The following is a 23,871-nucleotide window of genomic DNA, read 5'->3' as shown; positions in this document are numbered from 1 at the left end:
GCGGAAAATGGCCAGGCGCAAGGACAAGCTCAAGCTTGGAGCGTTTCTTCTCTTCACCGGCCACCATGTGGCGGCATGGCGCCATCCACAGGCGGCCGAGGGGACCAGCCTCGGCGACTATGTCGAACTGGCCAGGCTCGCGGAAGCGGCCAAATTCGATGCGATCTTCTTTGCCGATGGCGTCGCGGCGCGGCTGAGCAATCTCGAGGCTGCCAGCCGCAAGGCGCATAGCGGCGTCTATCCGTTCGAGCCCATTACGCTGCTGTCGGCGCTGTCGGCGGTGACCACCAACATCGGCCTGATCGCCACGGCTTCGACCAGCTATTCCGATCCCTACAATCTGGCCCGCCAGTTCGCGTCGCTCGACCATCTGAGCGGCGGGCGCGCCGGCTGGAACCTCGTCACCTCGTCCGATCCGGATGCGGCATTCAATTTCGGCCACGATACGCATATCCAGCACGGCGACCGCTACGATCGCGCCGAGGAATTCGCCGATGTCGTGCTTGGCCTGTGGGACAGCTGGGAGGATGATGCCTTCCCGCGCGACAAAGTGAGCGGGCGCTATTTCGACAGGGACAAGCTGCATGTGCTGAACCACAAGGGCCAGCACTTCAGGGTGCGCGGTCCGCTGAACACGCCGCGCACGCCGCAAGGCCATCCGGTCGTCGTCCAGGCGGGCGCGTCCGGCCCCGGTAAGGAGCTGGCGGCGCGCACCGCGGAAGCGATTTTCGCCGCGCAGATCACGCTCGATGAAGCCACCGCCTTCTATGCCGACGTCAAGGGCAGGCTCGGTAAGTACGGCCGTTCAGAGGATGATCTGAAAATCCTGCCAGGCATCTTTCCGGTCGTCGGCCGCAGCGAAGCCGAGGCGCAGGAAAAGTTCGAACAGCTGCAGGATCTCATCCAGCCGGAAGTGGGCCTCGGTCTGGTCTCGGCGCTGGCCGGCGGCTTCGATCTGACCGCCTATCCGCTCGACGGGCCGGTGCCGGAACTGCCGGAGACCAATGCGGGCAAGAGCCGGCAGGCGCTGGTCATCGATCTGGCGCGGCGCGAGAAGCTGACGATCCGGCAGCTCTATTTGCGCATCGCCGGCGCTCGCGGCCACTGGCAGGTGGTCGGCACGCCACAACAGATCGCCGACACGATCGAAGAGCGCTTTGAGAATTACGGCGCCGACGGCTTCAACATCATGGCGCCGATCATGCCCGGCGGCTTGAAGGATTTCATCGAGTTGGTGGTGCCGGAACTGCGCCGCCGTGGCCTGTTCCGTCGGGAGTATGAGGGCAGGACCTTGCGCGACAATCTCGGCCTGAAGCGGCCGGCAAACCGTTTTTCGCGGCATGCCGCTGCGGCGGCGGAATAGGAATGAGCCGATGGCGCGAGACACGCTCTTTCTCATCCAGCCGGGTTTCGCCGACCCAAAGCATCCGGGCCAGACCTTCGTCTGCCCCTATTCCAACAAGGTCGAAGGGCTGCTCGCAGCCTTTCCCGATCTTGCCGCCAGGCTGGACGTCGAGCGCGTGCCGTTCGCAAGGCCGAGGGGTAAGGTGATCGATACGCTCGGCGAACGCCACCAGTCGCTGCCGGTGCTGGTCGTCGGCGGTGATCCGCCAGCCGACCTACCGACCGCGAAGGGCAAGGTCTTTGCCGACGACACAAGGCGCATTCTTGCGCTGCTTGCCGAGCGCCACGGCTTCCCGCATCTGCATGAGTGACCTGATGAGCTTCGATCCCGATACCTCCAATCCATGGGTCGCCAAGGCGGTCGAGCTGCGCGACATCTTTGCCCGCGACGCGGTCGAGCGCGACCAGCTTGGCGGCAGGCCCGTTGAACAGATCCGCCTGCTCAAGGAGAGCGGCCTGCTCAGTATCGTCATTCCCAAGGAATTCGGCGGCGCCGGCGAACCCTATTCGACGGCGCTGAAGATCGGCCGCGAGTTCGCCAAGGTCGACGGCTCGATCGGCCACATCTACGGCTACCATTTCAGCGCGCTGATCGCCGCAAGGCTCAATTCGGACGAACCGCGCTCAGCCGATCTGCTGCGGCGTTCGGCTGCGGGCGACTGGTTCTGGGGCAACACCGGCAACAGCTTTTCCAAGACGCTGTTCGGCCGCAAGGATGGCGAGTGGACGATCGTCAGCGGCTTCAAGCCCTTCGCCTCCGGCTCGCATGTCGCCGACTATCTTTCGACCTCCTGGGAAGACGAGGTCAGCGGCGAGCGGAAGTTCGCGGCCATCCCCGCGGATCGTGAGGGCATCACCATTCTCGACGACTGGGATGGCATCGGCCAGACGCAGACCGGCAGTGGCAAGGTCGCCTACAAGGATGTTAGGGTCCATGACAACGAACTGGTGCGCGGCTGGGTGGACGCGTCGCTGCCGATCCGCACCATCGGCCCGCTGCAGCAGCAAAGCGTGCTGCTCAATGTCTTCATCGGCACCGCCCAGGGCGCACTGCTAGCGGCACGCGACTACACGCTCAACAGCTCGCGACCGTGGATGTATTCCGGCGTCGAGCGCCACATCGACGATCCATGGATCAAGCGGCAGTATGGCGAGCTTTTGGTCAAAACGCGCGCGGCAACAGTGCTGGCTGATCGCGCTGCGGCGGCGATCGATCATGCGATCGCGCGCGGCAAGGCATTGACCGAGCAAGAGCGCGGGGAAGCGGCGGTTGCAGTTGCCGCGGCCAACGTGCTGGCCGGCAATGTCGCGCTCGAAGTCACCACCGAGATCTTCGAGGTGATGGGCGCGCGCTCGGCGGTGCGCAAATACGGCTTCGACCGTTTCTGGCGCAATGCGCGCATCCACACCTTGCACAACCCCGCCGAATACAAGGCCCGCACCGTCGGCACCTGGTATCTGACCGGCGCCTATCCCGAGCCCGGCGTCTTTCGATGAGCGGCCGGCAGCTCCACCTCAATGTCAACATCCTGCACGCCGGCTTCTCGCCGGCGGCATGGCGGATGGACGGGGTCGACCCCTATGCCGCCTTCACCGTCGACCACTATGTGCAGGTGGCGAAGATCGCCGAGCGCGCCAAGCTCGACGCTATATTCCTTGCCGATCAGGCGGCAATTTCGGATCGCATCGACTATCGGCCGATTACATCGCTGGAACCGACCATCGTGCTGGCGACGATAGCCGCCGCGACCGAGCGCATCGGCCTGATTGCGACGGCATCGACCAGCTTCAACGAGCCCTACAACATCGCCCGTCGTTTCGCGACGCTCGACCATGTCAGCGGCGGGCGCATCGGCTGGAACATCGTGACCACGGCCGATCCCGCCTCGGCCCGCAATTTCGGCCTGACCGGCGCGATAGATCATGGCCGGCGCTACGAGCGGGCCGCCGAATTCACCGAAATCGTCAAGGCGCTGTGGGACAGCTGGGAGGACGATGCCTTCATCGGCGACGTCGCCAGTGGGCGCTTCGTCGATGCCGCCAAGGTTCACGCCATCGAGCACGAGGGCGCGCATTTTTCGGTGCATGGGCCGCACAATGTGCCGCGCTCGCCGCAAGGGCATCCGGTGGTCATCCAGGCCGGCGGTTCCGATGACGGCAAGGAGCTCGCCGCGCGCCACGCCGAAGCGGTGTTTTCCGCGTCGCAATCGTTCGAGGAGGCGCTCGCCTACGCAAAGGAGCTGAAGGCCCGGGCTGTCGCCTATGGCAGAAGCGGCGGCGTGCCGCTCAACCTCGCCGGTCTGGCCACCATCATCGGCAGCACCGAGGCGGAAGCGGAGCGGCGGCAGGAAGAACTGTGGGACCGCATCCCGCTCGACTACAGCCTGACGCGGCTGTCGGGCGTGCTCGGCATCGACCGCGAGCGGCTGAGGCTCGACGAGAAGCTGCCTGACGTCATCCCGCTGCCGCCCAACGGCGGCCACACCTTCTTCAAGGCCACGCTGGCACTTGCCCGCAACAACGATTTCACCGTTCGCCAACTGATCCGGGCGCTCAACGGCAGTACCGGCCACCGCACCGTTGTCGGCACGCCGGAGCAGATCGCCGACGATATCGAAAGATGGTTTGTCGCCGGCGCCGCCGATGGCTTCAACCTGATGCCTGACGTGCTGCCGACCGGACTGGAAGTCTTTGTCGATACGGTCGTGCCGATCCTGCGCCGGCGCGGCCTGTTTCGCAGCGACTATGAAGGGCGCACGCTGCGCGACCATCTCGGCCTTATCAGGCCTGAAAGCCGTTTCGCGCCGCAGCCGCACAAGGCGTCAGGGTTGCTCGGGGCCACCCATTGAACGATCATCAAACGATAACGGCGCGGAAGGTACCGCCATTGACCTCCACGCCCGACAAAAATACAGGCCCGACAATGAGCGCTGATCCCGAATTTCTCTGGTACATCCCGAACCAGGTCGATCCCGGTCACCGCGGCGAGCCGGCCGTCGAGGACCACAACAGCCTGGACACGCTGACCAGCCACGCAAAGGCGCTTGAGGAACACGGCTGGAAGGGCGCGCTGATCGGTACCGGCTGGGGCCGGCCCGACACGTTTACCGTCGCCGCCGCGCTCGCCGCGCGGACCACCTCCTTCGAGCCGCTCATCGCGATCCGCCCGGGTTACTGGCGGCCAGCGCACTTCGCATCCGCGGTCGCCACGCTCGACCAGCTGACCCGCGGTCGCGTGCGTATCAACATAGTGTCGGGCAAGGACAACCTCGCTGCCTATGGCGACAGCGAAGGCGAGCAGAACCATCGCTATGCCCGCACCAGAGAGTTCATGCGGCTGGTTCGCAGACTTTGGACCGAAGAGAACGTCACCTTTGCCGGCGAGCACTTCAAGGTCACCGGGTCTACCGTCATGCCCCGCATCCCTGTCCGTGGAAACCGTCGCCATCCCAGGCTCTATTTCGGCGGCGCGTCGGAGGCGGCCGAGCGCGTCTCGGCCAGCGAGGCCGATGTCCAGCTGTTGTGGGGCGAGCCGCTCGACGGCGTCCGGGAGCGGATCGAGCGGCTCAAGGCCTTGAGCCGGGAACTTGACCGGGACCTCCCACCTCTACAATTCGGGTTTCGGGTCACCACGCTGGTCCGCGACACCACCGGGCAGGCCTGGACGGACGCCGAGGCGAAGGTCGCCGAAATGGCAAAGGGCCAGGGCGCCGGCTGGAATGATCATGGTCGGGCGGTAGCGGTAGGCCAGCAGCGTCTGCTCGATCTGCACACGCGCGGCGAGGTGCTGGACGACAATCTCTACACTGCGCCGGGCAAATATGGCGGCGGCGGCGCCGGCACCACCTGGCTGGTCGGCTCGGCCGCCGACGTGGCCAGTTCGCTCGGCAAGTACCGGGATCTGGGCATCACGCATTTCGTGCTCTCGGACACGCCGTATCTTTCCGAGATCAAGCGGCAAGGCGACCAGTTGCTCCCGCTATTGCGCAATAGGGTCCAAGCCGCGTTTGTTGAATGACGTGGGGTTGTCAGAACACCGAACGAGCCAGATCGCCAAATACGGACGACAATGCCACAGCCGGCCGCTTTCAGCATCCGCCCTTCCGACGCCGACCTGCGCGGTGAAGCAGCACTAAGGCGGCGTTACCGGGCGCCGCAAGAGGCGAACACTGCAAACTGGAACGAAGCCCTCGAGGCGATCCTTTCACATCGCTCGGTCCGCAACTATCTCGCCAGGCCTCTGCCCGAAGGGACGCTCGAACTGATCATCGCTGCCGCCCAGTCGGCGCCGACCTCGTCCAATCTGCAGGCGTGGAGCGTCATCGCCGTCGAGGATCCGGCGCGCAAGGCGCGGCTTGCCGGACTGGCGGCGGTCAATCGCCATATCGAGCAGGCGCCGTTGCTGCTGGTTTGGCTGGCCGACCTGTCACGGCTGCGCGCCATTGCCGAGGCAAACAGCCGGGCGGGCGAGGGGCTCGATTATCAGGAGAGTTTTCTGCTGGCCGTGATCGACGCAGCACTTGCCGCGCAGAATGCCGTGGTGGCAATCGATGCGCTCGGGCTCGGCTCCTGCTACATCGGCGCCATGCGCAATCATCCTGAGGCCGTGGCGCAAGAGCTCGGCCTGCCGCCGGAAGCCGTGGCGGTGTTCGGCCTGACCGTTGGCTGTCCCGATCTCCTGGCTGCGACCGACATCAAGCCCAGACTGCCGCAGCGTGTTGTGCTGCATCGCGAGCGCTATCAGTCAGGCTTCGATCAGGACGATCTCGCAGCGTACAACCTGACGCTTCGCACCTTTCAGCAAGAGCAGTCGATGCCCGTTGTCGACTGGACCGAACTGATGTCGAACCGCATCGGCAGCACTGCGGCGCTGAAAGGCCGTGATCGCCTGGGTGATGCGCTCAAGGCGCTGGGCTTCAAGCTTAAATAGCCAAGGCTATTCGGCGGCAACGATGGCGATGCGCGCCGGCAGTGCTGCCGGCGGTGTGAAGTCGAGTGCGCCAACCCTTCGCGCCTCAGCCTTCAGCCAGCCATGGAAGCGCTCGACGGTCGCGAGCTTCGCCTTGTGTGGCGTCGTCGCGAAGTAATAGGAAAACTCGACCGGCTGCGGCGAGCCGAAAGGGCTGACCAGCCGCCCTGCCGCAAGGTCAGGCTCGGCCAGTCGGAATTTGCCGAGACCGATGCCCTTGCCGGCAACCGCGGCGTCGAGTACCAGCGAGGACTGGCTAAGCCGTATGCCGCCGTCGACAAGGCGGCCGGACAGGCCGTTGGATCGCAGCCAGCCCTTCCAGTCGGGGCAACTTGGATCGCGCTCCGGCCCGTCCTCATGCAGGATCGGCGCGTTACGCAGCCCTTCCGGTCCACGGAAGAGGCCGTGCGTGCGGGCAAATTCGGGGCTGCAGACAGGCAGCACCGCTTCCGAGAACAGCCGTTCCGTGATGAGGCCGCTATAGGCGCCCGAGCCGTAGCGGATGACACAGTCGATATCTTCGCTGGCAAAGTCGGCAAGCCTTGTCGATGCATCGACCAGTACTTCGAGTCCGGGCACCGCCTCACGCAGCGCGTCGAGGCGCGGGATCAGCCATTTGCTGGCGAAGGAGGGCGCGACCGACACCTTGATCGGCNTTGATCGGCGCATCCTCCTCGTCGCCGGAAATACGCGCGACCGATTCGACAACGACGTCGAAAGCCTCGGTGAGCCCGGGCATCAGCGCCTGACCGGCCGAGGTCAGCAAAAGCTCGCCCCGGTTGCGCTGGAACAGCGGTTGCCCCAGGTGATCCTCCAGCAGGCGGATCTGCTGGCCGATGGCGGCGGGCGTGACATGGAGTTCTTCCGCCGCTCGCGTAAAGCTCAGGTGGCGGGCGGTTGCGACAAAGGCGCGAAGCGAGGTCAGCGGCGGAAGTCTCGCCAGCGTCGGTCGTAGCTTCCTCGGTTTGGCGCGAATGAGATCAACCATGAGGCGCATTCAACACGTTCGGACCCGGCGCGACGAGGGCGGGCTTTGCGCCAAAGCGCGCGGCGGAAAATTTCGTTTGCCGCAGCGTCGCGCCAGCGGGAACGGAAATCTAAAAAATTGTAATGTCTACTATTCTTGTAGAAATAAGACGGGCAGCACCGATTTGGGTGTCGGTCTGCTTCGCAGGCCTGGAATGAACCAGTCGTGCAAAGCGGCGCTTTCGGCCGACGATAGAAAATCATTCTTCCGGTTTTGCGCGACGGCAGGGATCATTGCGTCGAGGCGCCGGAGTGCGTTCGGCCGCCGGATGCAATCCGTTTTCCGGAGCCCAAGACCATGTCTGTCAATCGTCGTCATTTCAACCAGCTCTTGCTGCTTGGGGGTGCGAGTTTCGCATTGCCCGGCCTTTCCTTTGCAGCCGAAGGCACGCCCGTTCAGGGCGGCACGCTCAACTGGGCCTACTATCCCGATCCGACGTCGCTGATCGCCATCAACACCTCGTCGGGCACCGGCCAGGCGATCGGCCCCAAGGTGAATGAAGGCCTGCTTGATTTCGCCTACGACCTCACCCCGAAACCGCTGCTGGCCACGGAGTGGTCGATCAGCGATGACGGCCTGCGCTACACCTTCAAGCTGCGCCAGGGTGTCAAGTGGCATGACAGCAAGGACTTCACCTCGGAAGATGTTGCCTTCACCATCTTCCGGCTGAAGGAGGCGCATCCGCGCGGCCGCATCACCTACCAGAACGTGACAGCGGTCGAGACGCCCGATCCGCACACCGCCATTGTCGTGCTTTCGAAGCCGGCGCCCTATCTGATCACGGCGCTGAGCAGTTCGGAATCACCGATCGTGCCGAAGCATGTCTACGAAACGTTCAAGCCGGCAGAACAGCCCAAGCTGGAACAGACGATCGGCACCGGCCCCTTCGTTCTCAAGGAATGGGTGCCCGGCAGCCATCTGATCTTCGATCGCAATCCGAACTATTGGGATGCGCCAAGGCCTTACCTCGACCGCGTCGTGCTGCATGTCATTCTCGACCCGGCGGCACGCTCGGCGGCTCTTGAAACCGGCGAGATCGATATCGGCGCCAATCCCGTGCCGCTGGCCGATATCGAGCGGCTGAAGGCCAACCCCGCTTTGGTCGTCGACACCAACACCTATGCCTATTCCGGCCCGCAGCAGCAATTGTTCTTCAACTACGAGAACGAAATCCTGACCAAGCGCGACGTGCGTCTGGCCATCGCCCACGCGATCGACCTGCAGAAGCTGGTCGACATTGCGCTCTATGGCTATGCGCAGGTATCGCCAAGTCCCATCAGCACGGCACTGCCCAAATGGTATGACCCCAGCATCAAGGCGCGCGAACCCGACCCCAAACTGGCGGAGAAACTGCTCGACGATGCCGGCCATCCGCGCGGCGCCGACGGCACGCGCTTTAAGCTCCGGCTCGCCTACAACGCGTTCCTGCCGGCGTCCTATGCCGATTTCATCAGGCAGTCGCTGGCAGTGGTCGGCATCGACGCCGAGATCCTGAAGCTCGATCTGTCGACGTTCCTGAAGACCGTCTACACCGACCGCGCCTGGGACCTGGTGGTTGAGTCGCTGTCGAACACCTTTGATCCGACGCTCGGCGTCCAGCGCGCCTACTGGTCGAAGAATTTCAAGATCGGCCTCGTCTTCTCCAACGCCAGCCACTATGCGAACCCCGAGGTCGACCAGATCCTCGAAGCCGCCGCAATCGAGCCCGACGAAACGAAACGGCGCGAGCTCTGGTACAAGTTCCAGCACATCATCCATGACGACGTGGTGTCGGTCGACCTCGTTGCGGCCGGTGCCCAGATTGTTGCCAACAAGAAGGTCAGGGATTTCGCACCCGGAGCGCAAGGCATCAACAACAGCTTCGCGCAGATCTGGCTCGCGCCAAACGCATAGGCGCTCGGATTGCCTTGCCTTGGATCGGTGCGTGAAACCACCGATCCCGACTTTTCCCCATAAAGACAAATCGCGCAAACGCGGAGTACCGACCATGACCATCAACCGACGCCTGTTCAATCAGTTCCTGCTGCTGGCCGGCGCGAGTACCGCCCTTCCTGCCGGGGCCTTTGCCGAAGACGCCAAGCCGGTGGCGGGCGGCACGCTCAATTTCGTCTACTATCCCGAGCCCAACCAGATCGTTTCCATCAACACCAGCGCCGGTGGACCGGCCACCATCGGGCCGAAGATTTTCGACGGCCTGCTCGCCTACGACTACGACCTCAATCCAAGGCCGCAACTGGCCACCGAATGGTCGATCAGCGATGACGGGCTCGAATATGTCTTCAAGCTGCGGCCGGGGGTGAAATTCAGCGACGGCCATGATTTGACATCGCAAGACGTGGCCTTTTCGATCTCGCGACTGCGTGAAGCGCATCCGCGTGGACGCATCACCTTCCAGAACGTCACCGACATCGACACGTCGGATCCGCATGTGGTGAAGATCAAACTGTCTAAGCCGTCCGCCGCGCTGATCTCGGGGCTGGCCGCGACGGAGTCGCCTGTCGTGCCCAAGCACATCTACGAGAAGCTGAAGCCGGCGGACGATCCGTCCTTTGAGCAGATCATCGGCAGCGGACCGTTCGTGCTCAAGGAATGGGTCAAGGGCAGCCACATCATCGTCGAGAAGAACCCGACCTATTGGGATGCGCCAAAACCCTATCTCGACCGGATCATCTTCCGCTTCATCACCGATCCCGGCGCGCGCGCCGCGGCACTCGAGACGGGTGAAGTCGACATCGGCCCGAACCCGGTGGCGTTTGCCGATCTGGAGCGGTTCAAGGCGCTGCCGCAATTCGTCGTCGATAGCACCGTCTTTGCCTATAGCGGCCCGCTGCACCAGCTGATCATCAACCTGGAAAACCCGATCCTGAAGGAGAAGAAGGTCCGTCAGGCAATCGCGCATGCCATCGATCTTGATGCGATCAATGCCATCGTGTTCTACGGCTATGGCCAAGTGTCGCCGACACCGATCAGCGTCGTCAACAAGAAGTATTTCGATCCCGATGTGAAGGCGGCGACCGTCGATACGGCGCTGTCGGAAAAACTGCTCGACGAGGCCGGTTTCAAGCGCGACGCGGACGGTATCCGCTTCAAGCTCAGGCTCACCAACAACCCCTACAACCCATGGGGCTATGCTGACTTCCTCAAACAGGCGCTAGCCAAGATCGGCATCGACGCCGAGATCCAGAAGTTCGACTTCGGCACCTATGTCAAAACCATCTACACCGATCGCACCTGGGACCTGTCGACGGAATCCTGCGGCAACATCTTTGACCCCAGCGCCGGCGCGCAACGGCTCTACTGGTCGAAGAACATCAAGATCGGACTGCCATTCTCCAACGGCGCGCACTACGAGAACCCTGAGGTCGACCAGCTGCTGGAGGCCGCATCGGTGGAGCTTGACGAGGCCAAGCGCAAGCAGCTGTTCTTCAGGTTCCAGGAGATCATCGCCGACGAGTTGCCGATCATCAATCTGATCGCACCGCCGACCATCATCATTGCCCGCAAGACCGTCAAGAATTACGCGCCGGGTGCTGAAGGCCTGTCGGCCAGTTTCGCAGACGCATATATCGATCCGAACGCCTGAACCCGGCGGACATCAGCAAGAAAAGGGGCCGCGTCTCGACGCGGCCCTTTTCGTTTCTATTGTCCTGAGGTGCAGAACGGTCAGGCCAGAGCACGCAGCCTTGGGCTGGCGCCGACCAGAAGGCCGGCAAGGGCCATGGCTTGCGCCAGCTGTTCGCCGATGGAACTCGATTCCCAGGCGACGCCGCGCAGCGGATGGCCGATGGCAAACAGATTGCCGTGGGTCCTGCCGTTGCCGGAAATCACCTGGCCGTCATGCGTGGCGTCGATGCCGAAGCCGGTCGCATGCGGCCTGACGATGCCGTTCTCCAGCAGGCTCTGGACAAACGGATCGGCGATCCGCCGCCAGTCATGCTCCTGATGGCCCCGGCAGTTGACGACACCGTCGAAACGCAGCCGTTCGACCGCGCCGCTATCGCGCCAGCGGATCTCGGCGACAATGCCGCCGGCTCGCGGATGCAGTGCCAGCACCCGTCCGGCGCCGCCCGCCCAACGGCCTTGGCTTTGCGCCAGTGCGACGCGCTCAAAGCTCGGCGGCGCCGCTCGATGCGCGGTGACGTCCCAGAAAGCGCGCAGATGGCGTGCGAACTTCAGGCGCTCCTCGTCGGTGGCGCCTTGCCACAGAGCCAGGATCCACGGCCGGATCGTCAAAGGCAGCCCTTGCCAGTCCAGCCCGGCGGCCTCGATGGCCCGGCGTTCGGCCTTTACCAAGGCAAGAAGCGCCCTCGTGGTTTTCGGCAGCGGCCGCCCGGCAAGAAAATCGCGCCACGCTTCGGTATTGCGCCGAGGCTCGACGATCTGTCCGCGCCGCGACACGACGCGATAGCTGCCCTTGAAGCCGCGCGCCTCCATGCTGGCGACGACGTCGACCATGCTGAGACTCGAGCCGATCAGCAGCAATTGCCTGCTGCCGGCAAGCCGGTCGAGCGCCGCCAGATTCCAGGGGTTGGCGACATAGCGGGGATCGCCGACGATGGCTGCTTCGGTGGCCGACGGCTCGCTCTGAAAAACACCTGTCGCCAGCACGGCCTCATCGGCCAGCAATTGCTGGCCGTCGCTGGTGCCGACGCAGACTCCGGACGGACCGGTCAGCGATGTCGACGGCGGATGCCTTGATGTGGCGCAGCAAGGAACGCGGATCTGCTTCTCTGACGGCTCTGGTCAACTCCGACTGGACATAGCTGCCGAACAGCCAGCGCGGCGGGCTGGAGTCAGGCACATCCGCGGGCGGTGTCCAGCCATGCTTGGGCCCATTCGCCAGGAGCCAGCGGACGAGGTGATCTGGGTCGTCCGGGTGCAGCGAGAAGATGCGCGCCGCGCCGTTGACGAGGTGTTGTGGATCGACGGTGCTGTAGGCGACGCCGCGGCCGAGCTCTGCCCGTCGCTCGATGATGGTGATTGCCAGCGGTTCGGTCGAACGGTCGAGCAGCTTGATCGCGGCAACCGCGCCGGCAAAGCCGCCGCCAATGATGATGATTGAACGAGGGGTCGAACGCGGTGGGGAGGAAGGGGTATGAAACATCAAGGACCTTTGCGACACCGACGGTGCGTGGCTCTAGCCCATCGCTCCCGCGCCGGCCATCGTGCTTTCCCTTAACCCGATGTCAAAAAAGAATAATTGCCAGCTGGCGAAAGGCATTCTTTCGCTCAGTGGGTTTGGCAGGCGCTAGATAGGAACGCCCTTTTGCGATCAACCTGAAAGCCGCTGATGACTGAAGATCGAAAGATAAGGCTTGGCGCTTTCGTCCGCGGACCGGGCCATCATGTCGCTGCCTGGCGCCATCCCGATGTGCCGGCCAATCCGGGCCTGAGTTTTCAGCACTACGCGGACGCCGCGCGCACCGCAGAGCGCGGCCTGTTCGACATGGTGTTTCTTGCCGACAGCCTCAGCGCGCGCAATGGCGAGCAGCCGATCGAGACTTTCGAACGCACCGGCCATGTCGTGCATTTCGAGCCGCTGACGCTGTTGTAGGCGCTCTCGACCATCACGCGGAGGATTGGGCTGGTGGCAACCGCCTCGACCACCTATTGGGAGCCGTTCCACCTGGCGCGGCTGTTTGCCTCGATCGACCATCTGAGCGGCGGCAGGACAGGCTGGAACGTCGTCACCTCGGCCGACGCTCCGGCGGCGGCGAATTTCAGCCGCGACCAGCATCCCGTCCATGCCGACCGCTACGACCGCGCCGAGGAGTTCGTCGCCGTGGCGCAGAAGCTGTGGGACAGCTGGGACGACGATGCCTTCGTCGCCGACAAGGTTTCGGGGATCACCATCGACCGGCATGGCATCCATGCGCCTGACCATGTCGGCCGGCATTTCCGCGTCAAAGGCCCGCTCAACGTCGCCCGCCCGCCGCAGGGCCACCCCGTCATCGTCCAGGCCGGTTCGTCCGATGCTGGCCAGCATTTGGCGGCGCGCACGGCGGAGGTGGTCTTCACCGCTCATCCGACCATCGATTCGGCGCGCGGTTTCTACAGCGAGCTGAAGGGCCGGCTGGGGTCGTTCGGCCGCTCCGCCGACAGCTTGAAGATCATGCCCGGCGTCTTCCCGGTCGTTGCGCCGACGCGCGCGGAAGCCGAAGACAAGTTCGACGCGATCCAACGGCTGGTCGATCCGGTGGTCGGCGTGGCGCTGGTTTCCGGACTGCTCGGTGGCGTCGATCTTTCCGGCCATCCGCTCGACGGGCCGTTGCCGGAACTCGGCAGTTCCGATGCGGTGAAGAGCCGCCTGAAAGTCGTTTCCGAATTGGCCGCGAGCCGGAACCTGACGATCCGGCAATTATATCTCGCCATTGCCGGCGCGCGCGGCCATTTCCAGATCGTCGGCACGCCAAAAGATGTCGCCGACATGATGGAAGAGTGGTTCACCGGCGGTGCGGCGGACGGCTTCAACGTCATGCCGCCGATCCTGCCGACGGGCCTCACCGATTTCGTCGATCTCGTCATCCCGGAGTTGCAGCGGCGCGGCCTGTTCCGCACCGCTTACGAAGGCAGCACGCTGCGCGAGAATCTCGGCCTTGCGCGTCCGGTCCGTGGCGTTGCCGAACATCAGAAGAGGAAGGCCTCGTGAGCGCGAGCACGATCGATTCGAAAATGTTTCGCCAATGGCTGGCCGATGGCGAGGAACTGGCGGTGCTGGATATCCGGGACAGAGCGGCAGTCGGATACGCGTCGCCGCTGTTTGCCACCAATCTGCCGGCGGATCACGTCGAAGCGGAGATCGACCGCTTCATCCCGCGCAAATCGGTGCGCACCGTGCTGGCCGATGACGGCAGCTGCGTTGCCGAGCAACTGTCGAACGGTTGACCGGGCATGGTCGCAGCCAGCTTTTCGCACTGGCCGGTGGAATTCCGGAATGGACGAAAGGCGGTTTGGAAGGCTTGCCGACCTTCGGCACGCCGGGCGTCGATTTTTCGCTGGCGATCCGAGACGCGAAGGGAACGCCGGTCATCACCGTTGATGAACTAGTGGCACTCAAGGGCCAGGGCGCCGACGTGATCGTCCTCGACAGCCCGGACGGTGGCGGAGTTCGACAAGGACCATGTGCCGGGCGCCATCAGCGTGCCGGGTGCCGAACTGGTGCTGCGTTTCGCCGATCTGGGGCCGTCGCCGGACACGCGGGTGATCGTCTCCTGTGCCGGCTTGCCGCGCGCCATCATCGGCGCACAGACGCTGATCGACGCCGGCGTGTCCAACAAGGTTGCTTATCTGCACGACGGCACCAAGGCATGGCGCGAAGCGGGCCGCTCGAAATCGGCAGGACTGCTGCTTATGGTCCAGCCAGCGAGGACGCGAAGCGCTTCGCCGGAGAACACATCGCAAGACTTGCCGAAGGCGACAGCTTTCCGCGCATTTATGCCGCGACCGCGGCGGCATGGCGAAGGACGACAAGCGGACGACCTACCTGCTCGACGTGCGCACGCCGGAGGAGTTCGCCGAAGCGCATATTCCGGGCTCGATCGCGTCGGAGGGCGGGCAGTTGCTCGGCGTCGCCTACCGAACCATCGCCGTGCGCGGCGCTCGTGTCGTGCTCATCGACGACCTGCTCGGCGTCCGCGCCGCGACGACGGCGCACTGGCTGCAACGCCGCGGTTTCGAGATCGCCATCCTGTTGCATGACTTCCAGTCGGCCAGCCTGGACGCGGCGTAGAGGAAGAACTGTCGAGTGATTTTGGAGGCCGCTATTCGGCGGCTTCCTTTTGACGGCGGCGGCCTGAGAGGACATTCTTCTGCATCGCCGTCAGCGAAGACCGCACCGCATTGGCGCCGTGTTCCAGCATCCTCGCCTCATAGTCCGACAACGCTTCGAGGAGTGGTTTGTCGCCGCGTCTGGCGGCCACCAGTTCCGGCACCAGCAGCCCGGCATCATAGATCGCGGTGTTGCCGCCGAGCGCACGGAAATAGGTCATGGCATGGATGGCGTCCCCGAGCAGCGTCACCCGTTTCGTCGGCCACGGATCGACAGGCTCCGAGCTGTGGACATGCAACAGCGCCACCGTCGACGGGTCGGTGTAGCGAATGAGGTTGAGGATGTCCTTGTGCCAGTGGCCGATCTTCGAGATCAGCAAGTCGAGCAGTTCGGCGCCGGAGAGCCTTGCCAGCGCATCGTCCGTGGCGAGCTCATCCTTTTCATACGCGGTGTTCCACCAGACATAGCTGGTGGTGTTGTTGAAATGGAAACCGGCAACGTCCTTGTGGGTGTCGTCGTCCAGCCCGATCAGCCCATATCTACGATAGGCCTCGACATTGACGCGATGGCTGGTGACCATCAGCCCGTGACCTTCCGACGGCCCGATGCCGGCATTGTAGTCGAGCAGCAGCGGGGAGATCTGGTGAAGGGCTGCGGCATGCAGCGTCATCTTGCCGGCCAAGCGCCTGACGCCGGTGTCGAAGCTTCGCGCATGCGGCACCAACTGCTGGCGCACGCGCGAGCGGGCGCCGTCGGCTCCAACCAGCACATCGGCGTGAATTGCCGAGCCATCCTCGAAATGCGCCGTTACCGAGCCGTCCGGCTGCTCTTCGTAGCGTGAAAAGACCTTGCCGTAGCGCACGATGCCGTCGAGGCCAGACAGCAGCACCTGGCGCAGCGTGATGCGGCTCACCGATTTTTCGATGTGGGTATCGTCGATCTCGCCCTGCGCATTGCCGCCACCCCAGGCATCCTCGCCCAAGGTTTCGAAATTCTCGTCGAGCAGGATGTTGCGGTCCGGCGCCTGGCCGAGCGTGGCGACAAAGGCTTCGTAGAGTTCCGGCGGCAGATTGGCGATCAGCGAATCGATGCCGCGCTGGCGGATGCGCAGGCGGAAACCCTGGACATAGTCGGTGCGGGCGCGATCCTTCTCGAAGACGGCGACGCCGATGCCGTTCTTCTTCAGGCCCTGCGCCAGTGTCAGGCCGCCAGGGCCTCCACCGACGATGGCGACTTCGACATGTTCGGATGCCATGACGCCGCTCACCCGACCGCCTTGAGCCTGGGTTTGACAGCAACAGCCGGCGGCTCGGCTACCTGAGGGGCAGCGTGGCGGCTGAGCGCCGCTTTGGCGGCGATCGTGCGGATCATGTGGTTCTGTGGTGCATGCGAGCGCGCGGTCAGCGTATCGCGATGGTGGCGCTCGAGCTGGAAGTCTCTGTTGAGGCCGGGATTGCCGGCAAGCTCCAGCGCCAGCGAGGTGACGGCAACGGCATTGTCGATGACGACATGCCTGACCGTCATGCCGTCGGTGCCGACCGGTCGGCCGGCATCGACATCTTCGGCGAGCGAACGCAGCAGCCGCGTGCTGGTCGCAAGCCGAACCTCGATGTCGCCCAGCCCCGCCTGGATGTGCGGCACCGTCGATAGCGGCGCGCCGAGGCTCGCCGGCGCGTGCGTGGTGACGAAGGAGGCCAGCCGGTCACGGGCCGCGCGGGCCGCACCATGGTAGACAGCGCCGATCAGCGAAAAGAAGAACGCTGTCGGCCCTTCTTCACGTCTCAGCGGTTCAGACGCCGGCTGTGCCTCGGTAATGTCTTCGGCAGGCACCACGACATTGTCGAGGATGACATCGTCGCTGGCGGTGGCCCGCATGCCGGCGGCATTCCATGTCTTTTCGACGCGCAATCCCGGCGCATTGGTCGGCACCAGGAACGAGGCGAGGCGCGGTTGCGGCTCGTCGGTCAGCGCCAGCAAGTTCACCCATTTCAGAATGGGAATGCCGGTGACGTAATTCTTGTGGCCGGATATCCGCCAGACATTGCCGTCGCGCCGGGCAATGGTTTCGGGCGGCTTGCCATGAGCGGGCGAGCCGATCCCCGGCTCGGCCTGCGCGGCGTTGATCAAAGCAGGGCCGAGGCGGCCGGCCTCGACAATCCGCTGCACCAGATGGCGCGGCCATTTGCCGGATTTCCGCAGCGCGTACTGGCTGTTGTAATGCATGGCCAGCACCAGCGCCGTCGACGGCTCGCCACGGCCGATCTCGGCGATCACTGCCTGGGCTTCCATCAGCCCGCCACCGAGGCCCCCATGCTCGCGCGCCGTCACCAGGCCAAGCAGCCCGGCCTGGTGAAGCCGGTCGAAATTGGCGAACGGAAAATCCCCGGTCGCGTCGTGATGCGCGGCGGTCAGCGCGAAGTCGTTGGCAAGGCCGGCTGCCGTGTCGAGGAGTTGTGGAAACTCGGGAATGGTCGAGGTCATGAAGCTGGCTTCCTCTCAGGCGGCGGCGCGAATGGTCACCAGATCGAGCGGCCGGCGATCGACCCATTTCTCGACATCGAAATCGCTGGCGAGAAAACCCCAGTCGCGCAGGAAATTCTTGTAGTGGGAAACCGCCGCGACGAGTTCGGGCTGCAGTCCAAGGCCGAGATGCTTGTGGACATCCGGGCCGTTTGCGGCCAGCACCTGCTCTTCGGTGGCGCCGGATTCGCGAGCGACGAAGCGCCGCGTCTCTTCCGGATGCGCCTCGGCCCAGGCGCTGGCGCGCAGGATCGTCTCGATCAGCCGAGCGACCAGATCGGGGCGTTCTTCGGCCAGCAAATCGTCGACGGTCAGCACGCGCGGCGAACCGGAATTGATGCGGATATTGGGCTCCGGGTGGAAGCCGAATTCGGCGACCTGGATGGCGCCGATCAGATTGGCGACATTGATGCCGGCCGTGCCCTTGACATAGATGGCGTCGACCTCGCCACGGATCAGGGCTGCTGCCTCCTCGCCATAGGCCTGCTTGCGCTTGAGGCCGAACAACGATGGCCCTTCCTGGCTGTCGAGCACACTGTCGGTCAGCGCGATGTCGACGATCTCGACGTCGGCATGGCTGAGGCCCTCGAGCGACAGCGCCGATACCAGGCCCTTCAGCGCCGTCGCCCGCATGAAGTCGACAATGCCTTCCGGACGCCGGGCGATACCGAACCGGCGGCCTTTCAGGTCTCTGGTCGTTTTGATGCCGGAGCCGGGCAAGGCGATGATGGCCTGGAACTCGTCGGTCCAGGTGATGCCGACGAGACGCGTCTTGCGCCCTTCGGAACGGGCACGGATCGGCGGCACGTTGCCGCCGTGGCGGAACGACCAGTCGAGCGTGTGGTTGAAATGGCTTTGGCGGATATCGCGGTTGGGCGAGTCGATGATCGACTTCAATTCGATCCCTTCCTTGCGGAAGGTTTCGTCGAGAAGCCCGAGTTGTGCCGCAAGTCCGACAGGCGTCGGCACCGGGCAGCGTGTGTACCAGATTTCGGAGATCGCAGTCGTGGTCATGATTGCTCCTCAGACGTTGCGCAGGCCGGCCTGCTTCATCAGCGGCAGGATGTTCTCGCCGAAGAATTCGAGATCCGGCTTGAAGTCGAAGAAGGACAGTTGCAGTCCGTCGATGCCGGCGTCCTTGAGCTTGACGAACTGGTCGACGATCTGCTCGGGCGTGCCGATGAGATAGATGTTGCCGCCGACCTTGGCGTAGGGATCGTCACGGCCTTCTCGACCTTTCCAGGCCTGGGCGTCGCTGTTGAAGGTCTGGAAGCCCTTCGGCGTGCGGCTGTCGGCATGGGCGACGATCTGGTCGGCGACCGCCCAGGCTTCCTTCTCGGTCGGACGGCTGATGACCAGCGGGTTGAGCAGCGTGCGCACGGTGCGGCCGACACCGAGGGCCGCGTCCTTTACCTTCTTGGTATGCGCCGGCAGCGCCTCCAGCGCGCTGGCTATGTCTGAGCCGGCCGGGCTGGTGACGAAGACGATGTCGGAGTAACGGCCGGCAAAGGAAATGCCGGCGTCGGAGCCGGTGGCGTTGACCAGGATCGGCCGGCCGTAATTCGGCTTCGGCGTGACAAAGCCGCCGTTGAGCTTCCAGCTCGATTCTCCGGAGAAGGAGAAATTCTCGTCGTCCTGCCACAGCCGCTGCAGCACTTCGACAAACTCGGCGGCGAGTTCGTAGCGGCGGTCATGCTCGATGCGGTTCCAGCCGAACATCTCGTGTTCGACGGCGCGATGGCCGGTGACCACATTGATGCCCCAGCGGCCGCCGGAGATGTGGTCGAGAGTAGCGCCGAATTTCGCCAGATGCAGCGGATGCCACGGGCCGTAGAGAACATGCATGGTCGAGATCAGCATGATCCTCTTGGTGATCGCGGCCATGGCTGCGATGGACACGAAACTGTCAAGCGCCTGGCCGTTGAAGACACCGCCATAACCACCCTTGGGCAGCCATTGGCTGAGGGCAAAGACAAGGTCGAAGCCAAGCTCTTCCGCCCTGAGCGTCAGGTCGCGATTGTAGTCGAAGCGCCAGTCGGTCGAACGCTCCAGGGTCGAGTTGGTCCAACCACCGGCCTGGATCGGCAGGAACAGCCCGAGCAGCACCGGCTGCTGAAGCGCTTTCGACAGCGGGCTGTCGGGATAATCGGTGGGCGCCCTGAAGAAGGGCGTGCCGACGATGGAACCAGGCTTATGGGCGAGCGTCATGGCGAACTTTCTCGGATGGAGGCAGGGAACCCGTGCGTGAAGACCGCGCACGGGTTTGGCGGATCAGGCGACGATGTGGGCTGTTGCGAGGGAGCCGGCATTGCCCTCGGCGCCCACCGTGTGGTCGGCGATGCGCTTGTTGTAGAGGGTGATTTCCGGCTGGCTGACGATGCCGATGTCGGGCAGGTCCTCGACCAGGATCTGCTGGATCGCGGCCCATTGCTCGAAGCGCTTTTCGTGGTCGACCTCGACAGCGGCCGCTTCAAGGAGTTCATCGACCTTGGGGTTGCTGTATTTCGAGCCATTCGAGAACGGCACGCCCGGCTTGAAATTCTTCGACCAGTAGAGGCGCTGCACGCCGACCGTCGGGTCGAACAGATTGCTCATGCCGTTGAAGGTGAAGTCGAAATCGCGGTCGGTGTAGATGCGCTTGGTGTAGGTGGCGAAATCCTGGCTGCGCACGGTGACCGCGATCCCGACCGCGGACAGCGCCTGCTTGATGTAGTCGGCGCCGCGCTTGTAGGTCTCGCCGCTCGGGACATAGTCGTGGACAAGGTTGAGGCGGGTGCCGTCGGCACCGCGTTGCAAGCCTGCTTCGTCGAGCAGTTTCTCGGCGGCAGCAATGTCGACCGGATAGGTCTTCAGGTCGGCGACGAACCACTTCTTCAGATTGGGATTGATCGGGCCCGGAATGGTCGCGCCATAGCCGTAGTTGATGGTGTCGCGGATGATGTCGCGGTCGATGACATGGGCGAAGGCGCGGCGGACGCGAACATCCTGGAAATAGGGTTTCTCCAGGTTGAACTCGACCCGGCTGATGCCGTTGGAATACTGGTAACCCTGCTTCTCGAAGCCGATATGCGGCAGCGTTTCGAAGCGCTGCAAATCGCTGTACGGGATCGGCGTTGCCGGCGCCAGGTCGATCTCGCCGGTCTCGAGCGCCAGTGCGCGTCCCGAGGCGTCCGGAATGAAACGCACGATCAGCCGGTCGAGATAGGGGCGCGGTGCATCCCAATAGCCGGGGTTGCGTTCGTAGACGATGTGGCTGCCGCGGACCCATTCCTTGAAGACGAATGGGCCGGTGCCGATCGGAGCCGTGTTGACCGGATTCTCGGCGGCCTTGCTGCCGTCATAAAGATGCTTCGGCACGATCGGCGTTTCGGCCGCGGCCAGCGCCGTGATCAGGTAAGGTGCCGGCTTCGACAGAACCAGCGTCACGGTCAGCGGATCCGGCGTCTGGATATCGACAAGGTTGAGGAAGGTGTTGCGGCCGCGCGGATGAACCTCCTTAATCGTGGCGATCGAATAGGCGACGTCGGCAGCGGTGAATGGCTGGCCGTCATGCCACTTCACGCCTTCGCGCAGCTTGAATGTGTATTGCAGGCCATCGTCGCTGACCGACCACTGCCTGGCCAGCGATGGCCGCGGCGTGAGATCGAAATCATAGGTCAGCAGGCCCTCGGTGGTCTTTGCCGAGACGTAGACCGAATTGAATGCGGTGTGGGCGATCGTCGTCAGCACCGGCGGCTCGGCCGAGAGCAGCAGCGTCGCCGTCCCACCCTGTTTCGGCTCGGCTGCGTAGGCATTGCGCGATGCGGGCAACAGGGTGGCTCCGAGCACTGTCGCCGAAAGGCCGAGGAACCTGCGGCGGTTCGGAGTGAGGAAATGAGACATGGTGCCCTGGTCCTTTTTTGCTGCCGGCATCAATCGGCCGGTCGTCGGCAGCCGGGTGAAAAATCCATCGTTCCAAGAGCCGGCCCGTTTGTGAAAAGATTTGGCCGCCGCGCTCCCGCACTTAAGATTTCATACTTCAAATGGCTTTTTTTGTAGCATGAAACAAAATTCTATTCTGCAGTTTCGCCATTTGCAGAACAAAATTTCTTAGATCAGGTTTGACAACGTCTATAAATCTTGTCAACTAAAAAGCACGGAACTTCCGGGAAACAGTAAACCCGCATCGTCAGCCACAGCCGGGATAGCGAAAACGATGTCGACCCTGACGCGCATTGGCAGAACCTTCCGGCGCACGGCCATCCAGGCGGTGCCAACCGTTCTGGGCATCGTCATCCTGAACTTCTTCCTGCTGCAGCTTGCGCCGGGCGATGCTGCCGACGTCATGGCCGGCGAGGCCGGTTCGGCCACGGTGGAAACCATGGCTGCGCTGCGCGAGCGCTTCGGGCTCGACAATCCGCTGCTCGTCCAGCTGTTCAACTATCTCTACAACCTGGCGCATTTCAGTCTCGGCTTTTCGCCGCGCTACGGCATGCCGGTCGCCGACCTGATCGGCCAGCGGCTGCCGGGCACACTGTTGCTGATGGCGGTGGCGCTGAGTATCGCCATCGCACTCGGTCTCGTCCTCGGATCGTTGATGGCGGTGTTTTCGGGACGCCTGCCGGATCGTCTGCTTTCGGTCGTTTCGCTGCTGTTCTATTCGATCCCGGGCTTCTGGATCGGCTTGATGCTGATCGTGCTGTTCTCGGTCAAGCTCGGCTGGCTGCCGAGCGGCGGTTCGGGAACCATCGGCAGCAATCTGACCGGTCTCGCCGGCCTGTGGGACAAGGTGCGCTACATGATCCTGCCGGCGCTGTCGCTGGCACTGTTCTACGTGGCGATCTATGCGCGGCTGACGCGTGCGGCGATGCTGGAAGTCCAATCGCAGGACTATGTGCGCACCGCCGCCGCCAAGGGCTTGTCGCCAACCATCATCACCATCCGCCATGTCCTGCGCAACGCGCTGATCCCCATCACCACCATGGCCGGCATGCATGTCGGCGGCATGCTTGGCGGCGCCGTGGTTGTCGAGACCGTCTATTCCTGGCCCGGCCTCGGGCGCCTCGCCTTCGAGGCGGTCATGGGCCGCGATTTCACGGTGCTGCTCGGCATCCTGCTGCTGTCGTCGCTGCTGGTCATCGTCGCCAATGCGACGGTCGATCTGCTGCACGCCTGGCTCGATCCCCGCATCGGAGTGCGCTGAATGGCTTCAACCGATTTCGTCGCGGGCGACGCCCGCTCCCGCCGCGCCTATGCCGAGGCTCGCGAGCCTGCGGCACCGGCTGAACCCGAGGCGAAGAGCTGGAGCAATCTTCACGCGCCCGACGCGCGCTCCGCCTCTGCGGCGTCGGTACCGATTGCAGCCGGCGGCCGGGCGCTGAGGATTTTCCTCCGCAATCCCAACGCCATGTTCGGCGTGGTGTTCCTGTCGCTGGTCGTGCTCGCAGCATTGCTGGCGCCCGTCGTTTATCCGGCCGATCCGCTGTCGATGGTGGCGCGGCCCTTCCTTTGGCCGGGGCAGAATCCTGGCTTTCCGCTGGGCACCGATTCCATGGGCCGCGACGTGCTTTCCGGCATTCTGCACGGTGCGCGGATTTCGCTGTTCGTCGGCCTGGTGGCGACAGCACTTGGCCTGAGCTTCGGCATCCTTGTCGGCGCCACCGCCGGCTATTTCGGCGGCTGGATCGATGACGTGCTGGTGCGCCTGATCGAGATCTTTCAGACCATACCGAGCTTCGTGCTTCTGGTCGTCATGGTGGCGATCGCGCAACCGACGGCGCTTGTCGTGACGGTGGCGATCGCCGTCATCACCTGGCCGACGGTGGCGCGGCTGACCCGCGCCGAATTCCGCGCCATTCGCGAAAAGGATTTCGTCATGGCCGCGCGCAGCCTCGGCTATGGCCATGCCCGCATCATCTTTCGGGAGATATTGCCAAACGCGCTGCCGCCTTTGATCGTGACCTCGTCGGTGATGGTGGCAACCGCAATCCTGATGGAATCGGCGCTGTCCTTCATGGGCCTCGGCGATCCCAATGTCGTCAGTTGGGGTTCGATGATAGGAGCGGGCAGGGAGTTGATCCGCACCGCCTGGTATCTGACAGCACTGCCGGGGCTTGCGATCGTCTTCACCGTGCTGGCGCTGAACTTGATCGGCGACGGCCTCAACGACGCGCTCAACCCGCGCTTCTTGCAGGAGCGCTAGAG

19 protein-coding genes and 2 pseudogenes are annotated in these 23,871 nt (G+C 63.9%); 12 read left to right on the top strand and 9 right to left on the bottom strand.

All coding sequences use genetic code 11. The annotated features are described in order from the left end of the window. The first annotated feature begins 7 nt into the window (after window positions 1-7). From X728_RS159100 to X728_RS159125, 6 genes are all read left to right on the top strand, one after another. Window positions 8-1,363, top strand: a complete 1,356-nt coding sequence (locus tag X728_RS159100) for an LLM class flavin-dependent oxidoreductase (RefSeq protein WP_023830927.1) — start codon at window positions 8-10, stop codon at window positions 1,361-1,363. Window positions 1,364-1,373: 10 nt separating this feature from the next. Continuing rightward, window positions 1,374-1,715 carry a DUF3088 domain-containing protein gene (locus X728_RS159105; RefSeq protein ID WP_023727409.1) on the top strand — a complete coding sequence of 114 codons (342 nt, stop codon included), beginning with the start codon at window positions 1,374-1,376 and terminating at the stop codon, window positions 1,713-1,715. A gap of 4 nt (window positions 1,716-1,719) precedes the next feature. Next, window positions 1,720-2,901, top strand: a complete 1,182-nt coding sequence (locus tag X728_RS159110) for an acyl-CoA dehydrogenase family protein (protein WP_023830926.1) — start codon at window positions 1,720-1,722, stop codon at window positions 2,899-2,901. Then, window positions 2,898-4,253: an LLM class flavin-dependent oxidoreductase gene (locus X728_RS159115; protein ID WP_023830925.1), complete on the top strand. Its 1,356-nt coding sequence runs from the start codon at window positions 2,898-2,900 to the stop codon at window positions 4,251-4,253. Before X728_RS159110 ends, X728_RS159115 begins: the two co-directional genes overlap by 4 nt. Before the next feature lie 74 nt (window positions 4,254-4,327). Continuing rightward, window positions 4,328-5,422 carry an LLM class flavin-dependent oxidoreductase gene (locus X728_RS159120; RefSeq protein WP_023830924.1) on the top strand — a complete coding sequence of 365 codons (1,095 nt, stop codon included), beginning with the start codon at window positions 4,328-4,330 and terminating at the stop codon, window positions 5,420-5,422. Between the two features lie 51 nt (window positions 5,423-5,473). Further along, the gene (locus X728_RS159125; RefSeq protein WP_023701135.1) at window positions 5,474-6,334 is read left to right on the top strand and encodes an NADPH-dependent oxidoreductase; all 861 of its coding nucleotides are present in this window, start codon (window positions 5,474-5,476) and stop codon (window positions 6,332-6,334) included. A 6-nt stretch (window positions 6,335-6,340) separates the two neighbouring features. On the opposite strand, the gene X728_RS01000000166435 is transcribed toward X728_RS159125, so the two are convergent. Next, window positions 6,341-7,042, bottom strand: coding sequence for a LysR substrate-binding domain-containing protein (locus X728_RS01000000166435; protein WP_245266082.1), 702 nt, complete (start codon window positions 7,040-7,042; stop codon window positions 6,341-6,343). Continuing rightward, window positions 6,957-7,361 (bottom strand): LysR family transcriptional regulator, encoded by a 405-nt coding sequence (locus X728_RS1000000171410; RefSeq protein ID WP_245266081.1) that lies wholly within the window; start codon window positions 7,359-7,361, stop codon window positions 6,957-6,959. Before X728_RS1000000171410 ends, X728_RS01000000166435 begins: the two co-directional genes overlap by 86 nt. 336 nt (window positions 7,362-7,697) lie before the next feature. On the opposite strand from X728_RS1000000171410, the gene X728_RS159130 reads away from it, so the two are divergent. Continuing rightward, window positions 7,698-9,293 carry an ABC transporter substrate-binding protein gene (locus X728_RS159130; protein WP_023824720.1) on the top strand — a complete coding sequence of 532 codons (1,596 nt, stop codon included), beginning with the start codon at window positions 7,698-7,700 and terminating at the stop codon, window positions 9,291-9,293. A 94-nt stretch (window positions 9,294-9,387) separates the two neighbouring features. After that, the gene (locus tag X728_RS159135) at window positions 9,388-10,983 is read left to right on the top strand and encodes an ABC transporter substrate-binding protein (RefSeq protein ID WP_023830923.1); all 1,596 of its coding nucleotides are present in this window, start codon (window positions 9,388-9,390) and stop codon (window positions 10,981-10,983) included. Window positions 10,984-11,063: 80 nt separating this feature from the next. Here X728_RS159135 and X728_RS01000000166430 read toward each other — a convergent pair whose 3' ends face one another. Then, window positions 11,064-12,026: a hypothetical protein gene (locus X728_RS01000000166430; protein ID WP_245266080.1), complete on the bottom strand. Its 963-nt coding sequence runs from the start codon at window positions 12,024-12,026 to the stop codon at window positions 11,064-11,066. Next, on the bottom strand, window positions 12,013-12,504 hold the full coding sequence (locus X728_RS1000000171405; RefSeq protein ID WP_245266079.1) for an FAD/NAD(P)-binding protein: 492 nt from the start codon (window positions 12,502-12,504) through the stop codon (window positions 12,013-12,015). The genes X728_RS01000000166430 and X728_RS1000000171405 overlap by 14 nt, the downstream gene beginning before the upstream one ends. 186 nt (window positions 12,505-12,690) lie before the next feature. Between X728_RS1000000171405 and X728_RS01000000166425 the strand changes: the two are divergent. Both X728_RS01000000166425 and X728_RS01000000166420 read left to right on the top strand, forming a co-directional pair. Further along, window positions 12,691-14,049 (top strand): annotated as a pseudogene (locus X728_RS01000000166425) (LLM class flavin-dependent oxidoreductase). 23 nt (window positions 14,050-14,072) lie between these two features. Further along, window positions 14,073-15,129 (top strand): annotated as a pseudogene (locus X728_RS01000000166420) (rhodanese-like domain-containing protein). Window positions 15,130-15,160: 31 nt separating this feature from the next. Here X728_RS01000000166420 and X728_RS159140 read toward each other — a convergent pair. The 5 genes from X728_RS159140 to X728_RS159160 form a co-directional block, all read right to left on the bottom strand. Then, window positions 15,161-16,423 carry an NAD(P)/FAD-dependent oxidoreductase gene (locus X728_RS159140; protein WP_023830919.1) on the bottom strand — a complete coding sequence of 421 codons (1,263 nt, stop codon included), beginning with the start codon at window positions 16,421-16,423 and terminating at the stop codon, window positions 15,161-15,163. Window positions 16,424-16,431: 8 nt separating this feature from the next. Next, complete coding sequence (locus X728_RS159145) at window positions 16,432-17,649, bottom strand: acyl-CoA dehydrogenase family protein (RefSeq protein WP_023727399.1); 1,218 nt, start codon at window positions 17,647-17,649, stop codon at window positions 16,432-16,434. Window positions 17,650-17,664: 15 nt separating this feature from the next. After that, window positions 17,665-18,702, bottom strand: a complete 1,038-nt coding sequence (locus X728_RS159150; RefSeq protein WP_023830918.1) for an ABC transporter substrate-binding protein — start codon at window positions 18,700-18,702, stop codon at window positions 17,665-17,667. 9 nt (window positions 18,703-18,711) lie between these two features. Further along, complete coding sequence (locus X728_RS159155) at window positions 18,712-19,896, bottom strand: LLM class flavin-dependent oxidoreductase (protein ID WP_023670870.1); 1,185 nt, start codon at window positions 19,894-19,896, stop codon at window positions 18,712-18,714. 63 nt (window positions 19,897-19,959) lie between these two features. After that, the gene (locus X728_RS159160; protein WP_023830917.1) at window positions 19,960-21,570 is read right to left on the bottom strand and encodes an ABC transporter substrate-binding protein; all 1,611 of its coding nucleotides are present in this window, start codon (window positions 21,568-21,570) and stop codon (window positions 19,960-19,962) included. 313 nt (window positions 21,571-21,883) lie between these two features. Here X728_RS159160 and X728_RS159165 point away from each other — a divergent pair, with 313 nt between their 5' ends. Both X728_RS159165 and X728_RS159170 read left to right on the top strand, forming a co-directional pair. Continuing rightward, window positions 21,884-22,870 carry an ABC transporter permease gene (locus X728_RS159165; protein WP_023670872.1) on the top strand — a complete coding sequence of 329 codons (987 nt, stop codon included), beginning with the start codon at window positions 21,884-21,886 and terminating at the stop codon, window positions 22,868-22,870. Beyond that, window positions 22,871-23,869, top strand: a complete 999-nt coding sequence (locus X728_RS159170) for an ABC transporter permease (RefSeq protein WP_023670873.1) — start codon at window positions 22,871-22,873, stop codon at window positions 23,867-23,869. Window positions 23,870-23,871: the final 2 nt, after the last annotated feature.

The sequence above is a fragment of the Mesorhizobium sp. L103C119B0 genome, assembly GCF_000502235.1.
Classification (GTDB): domain Bacteria; phylum Pseudomonadota; class Alphaproteobacteria; order Rhizobiales; family Rhizobiaceae; genus Mesorhizobium.
This window is presented reverse-complemented; position numbering and strand designations above follow the sequence as displayed.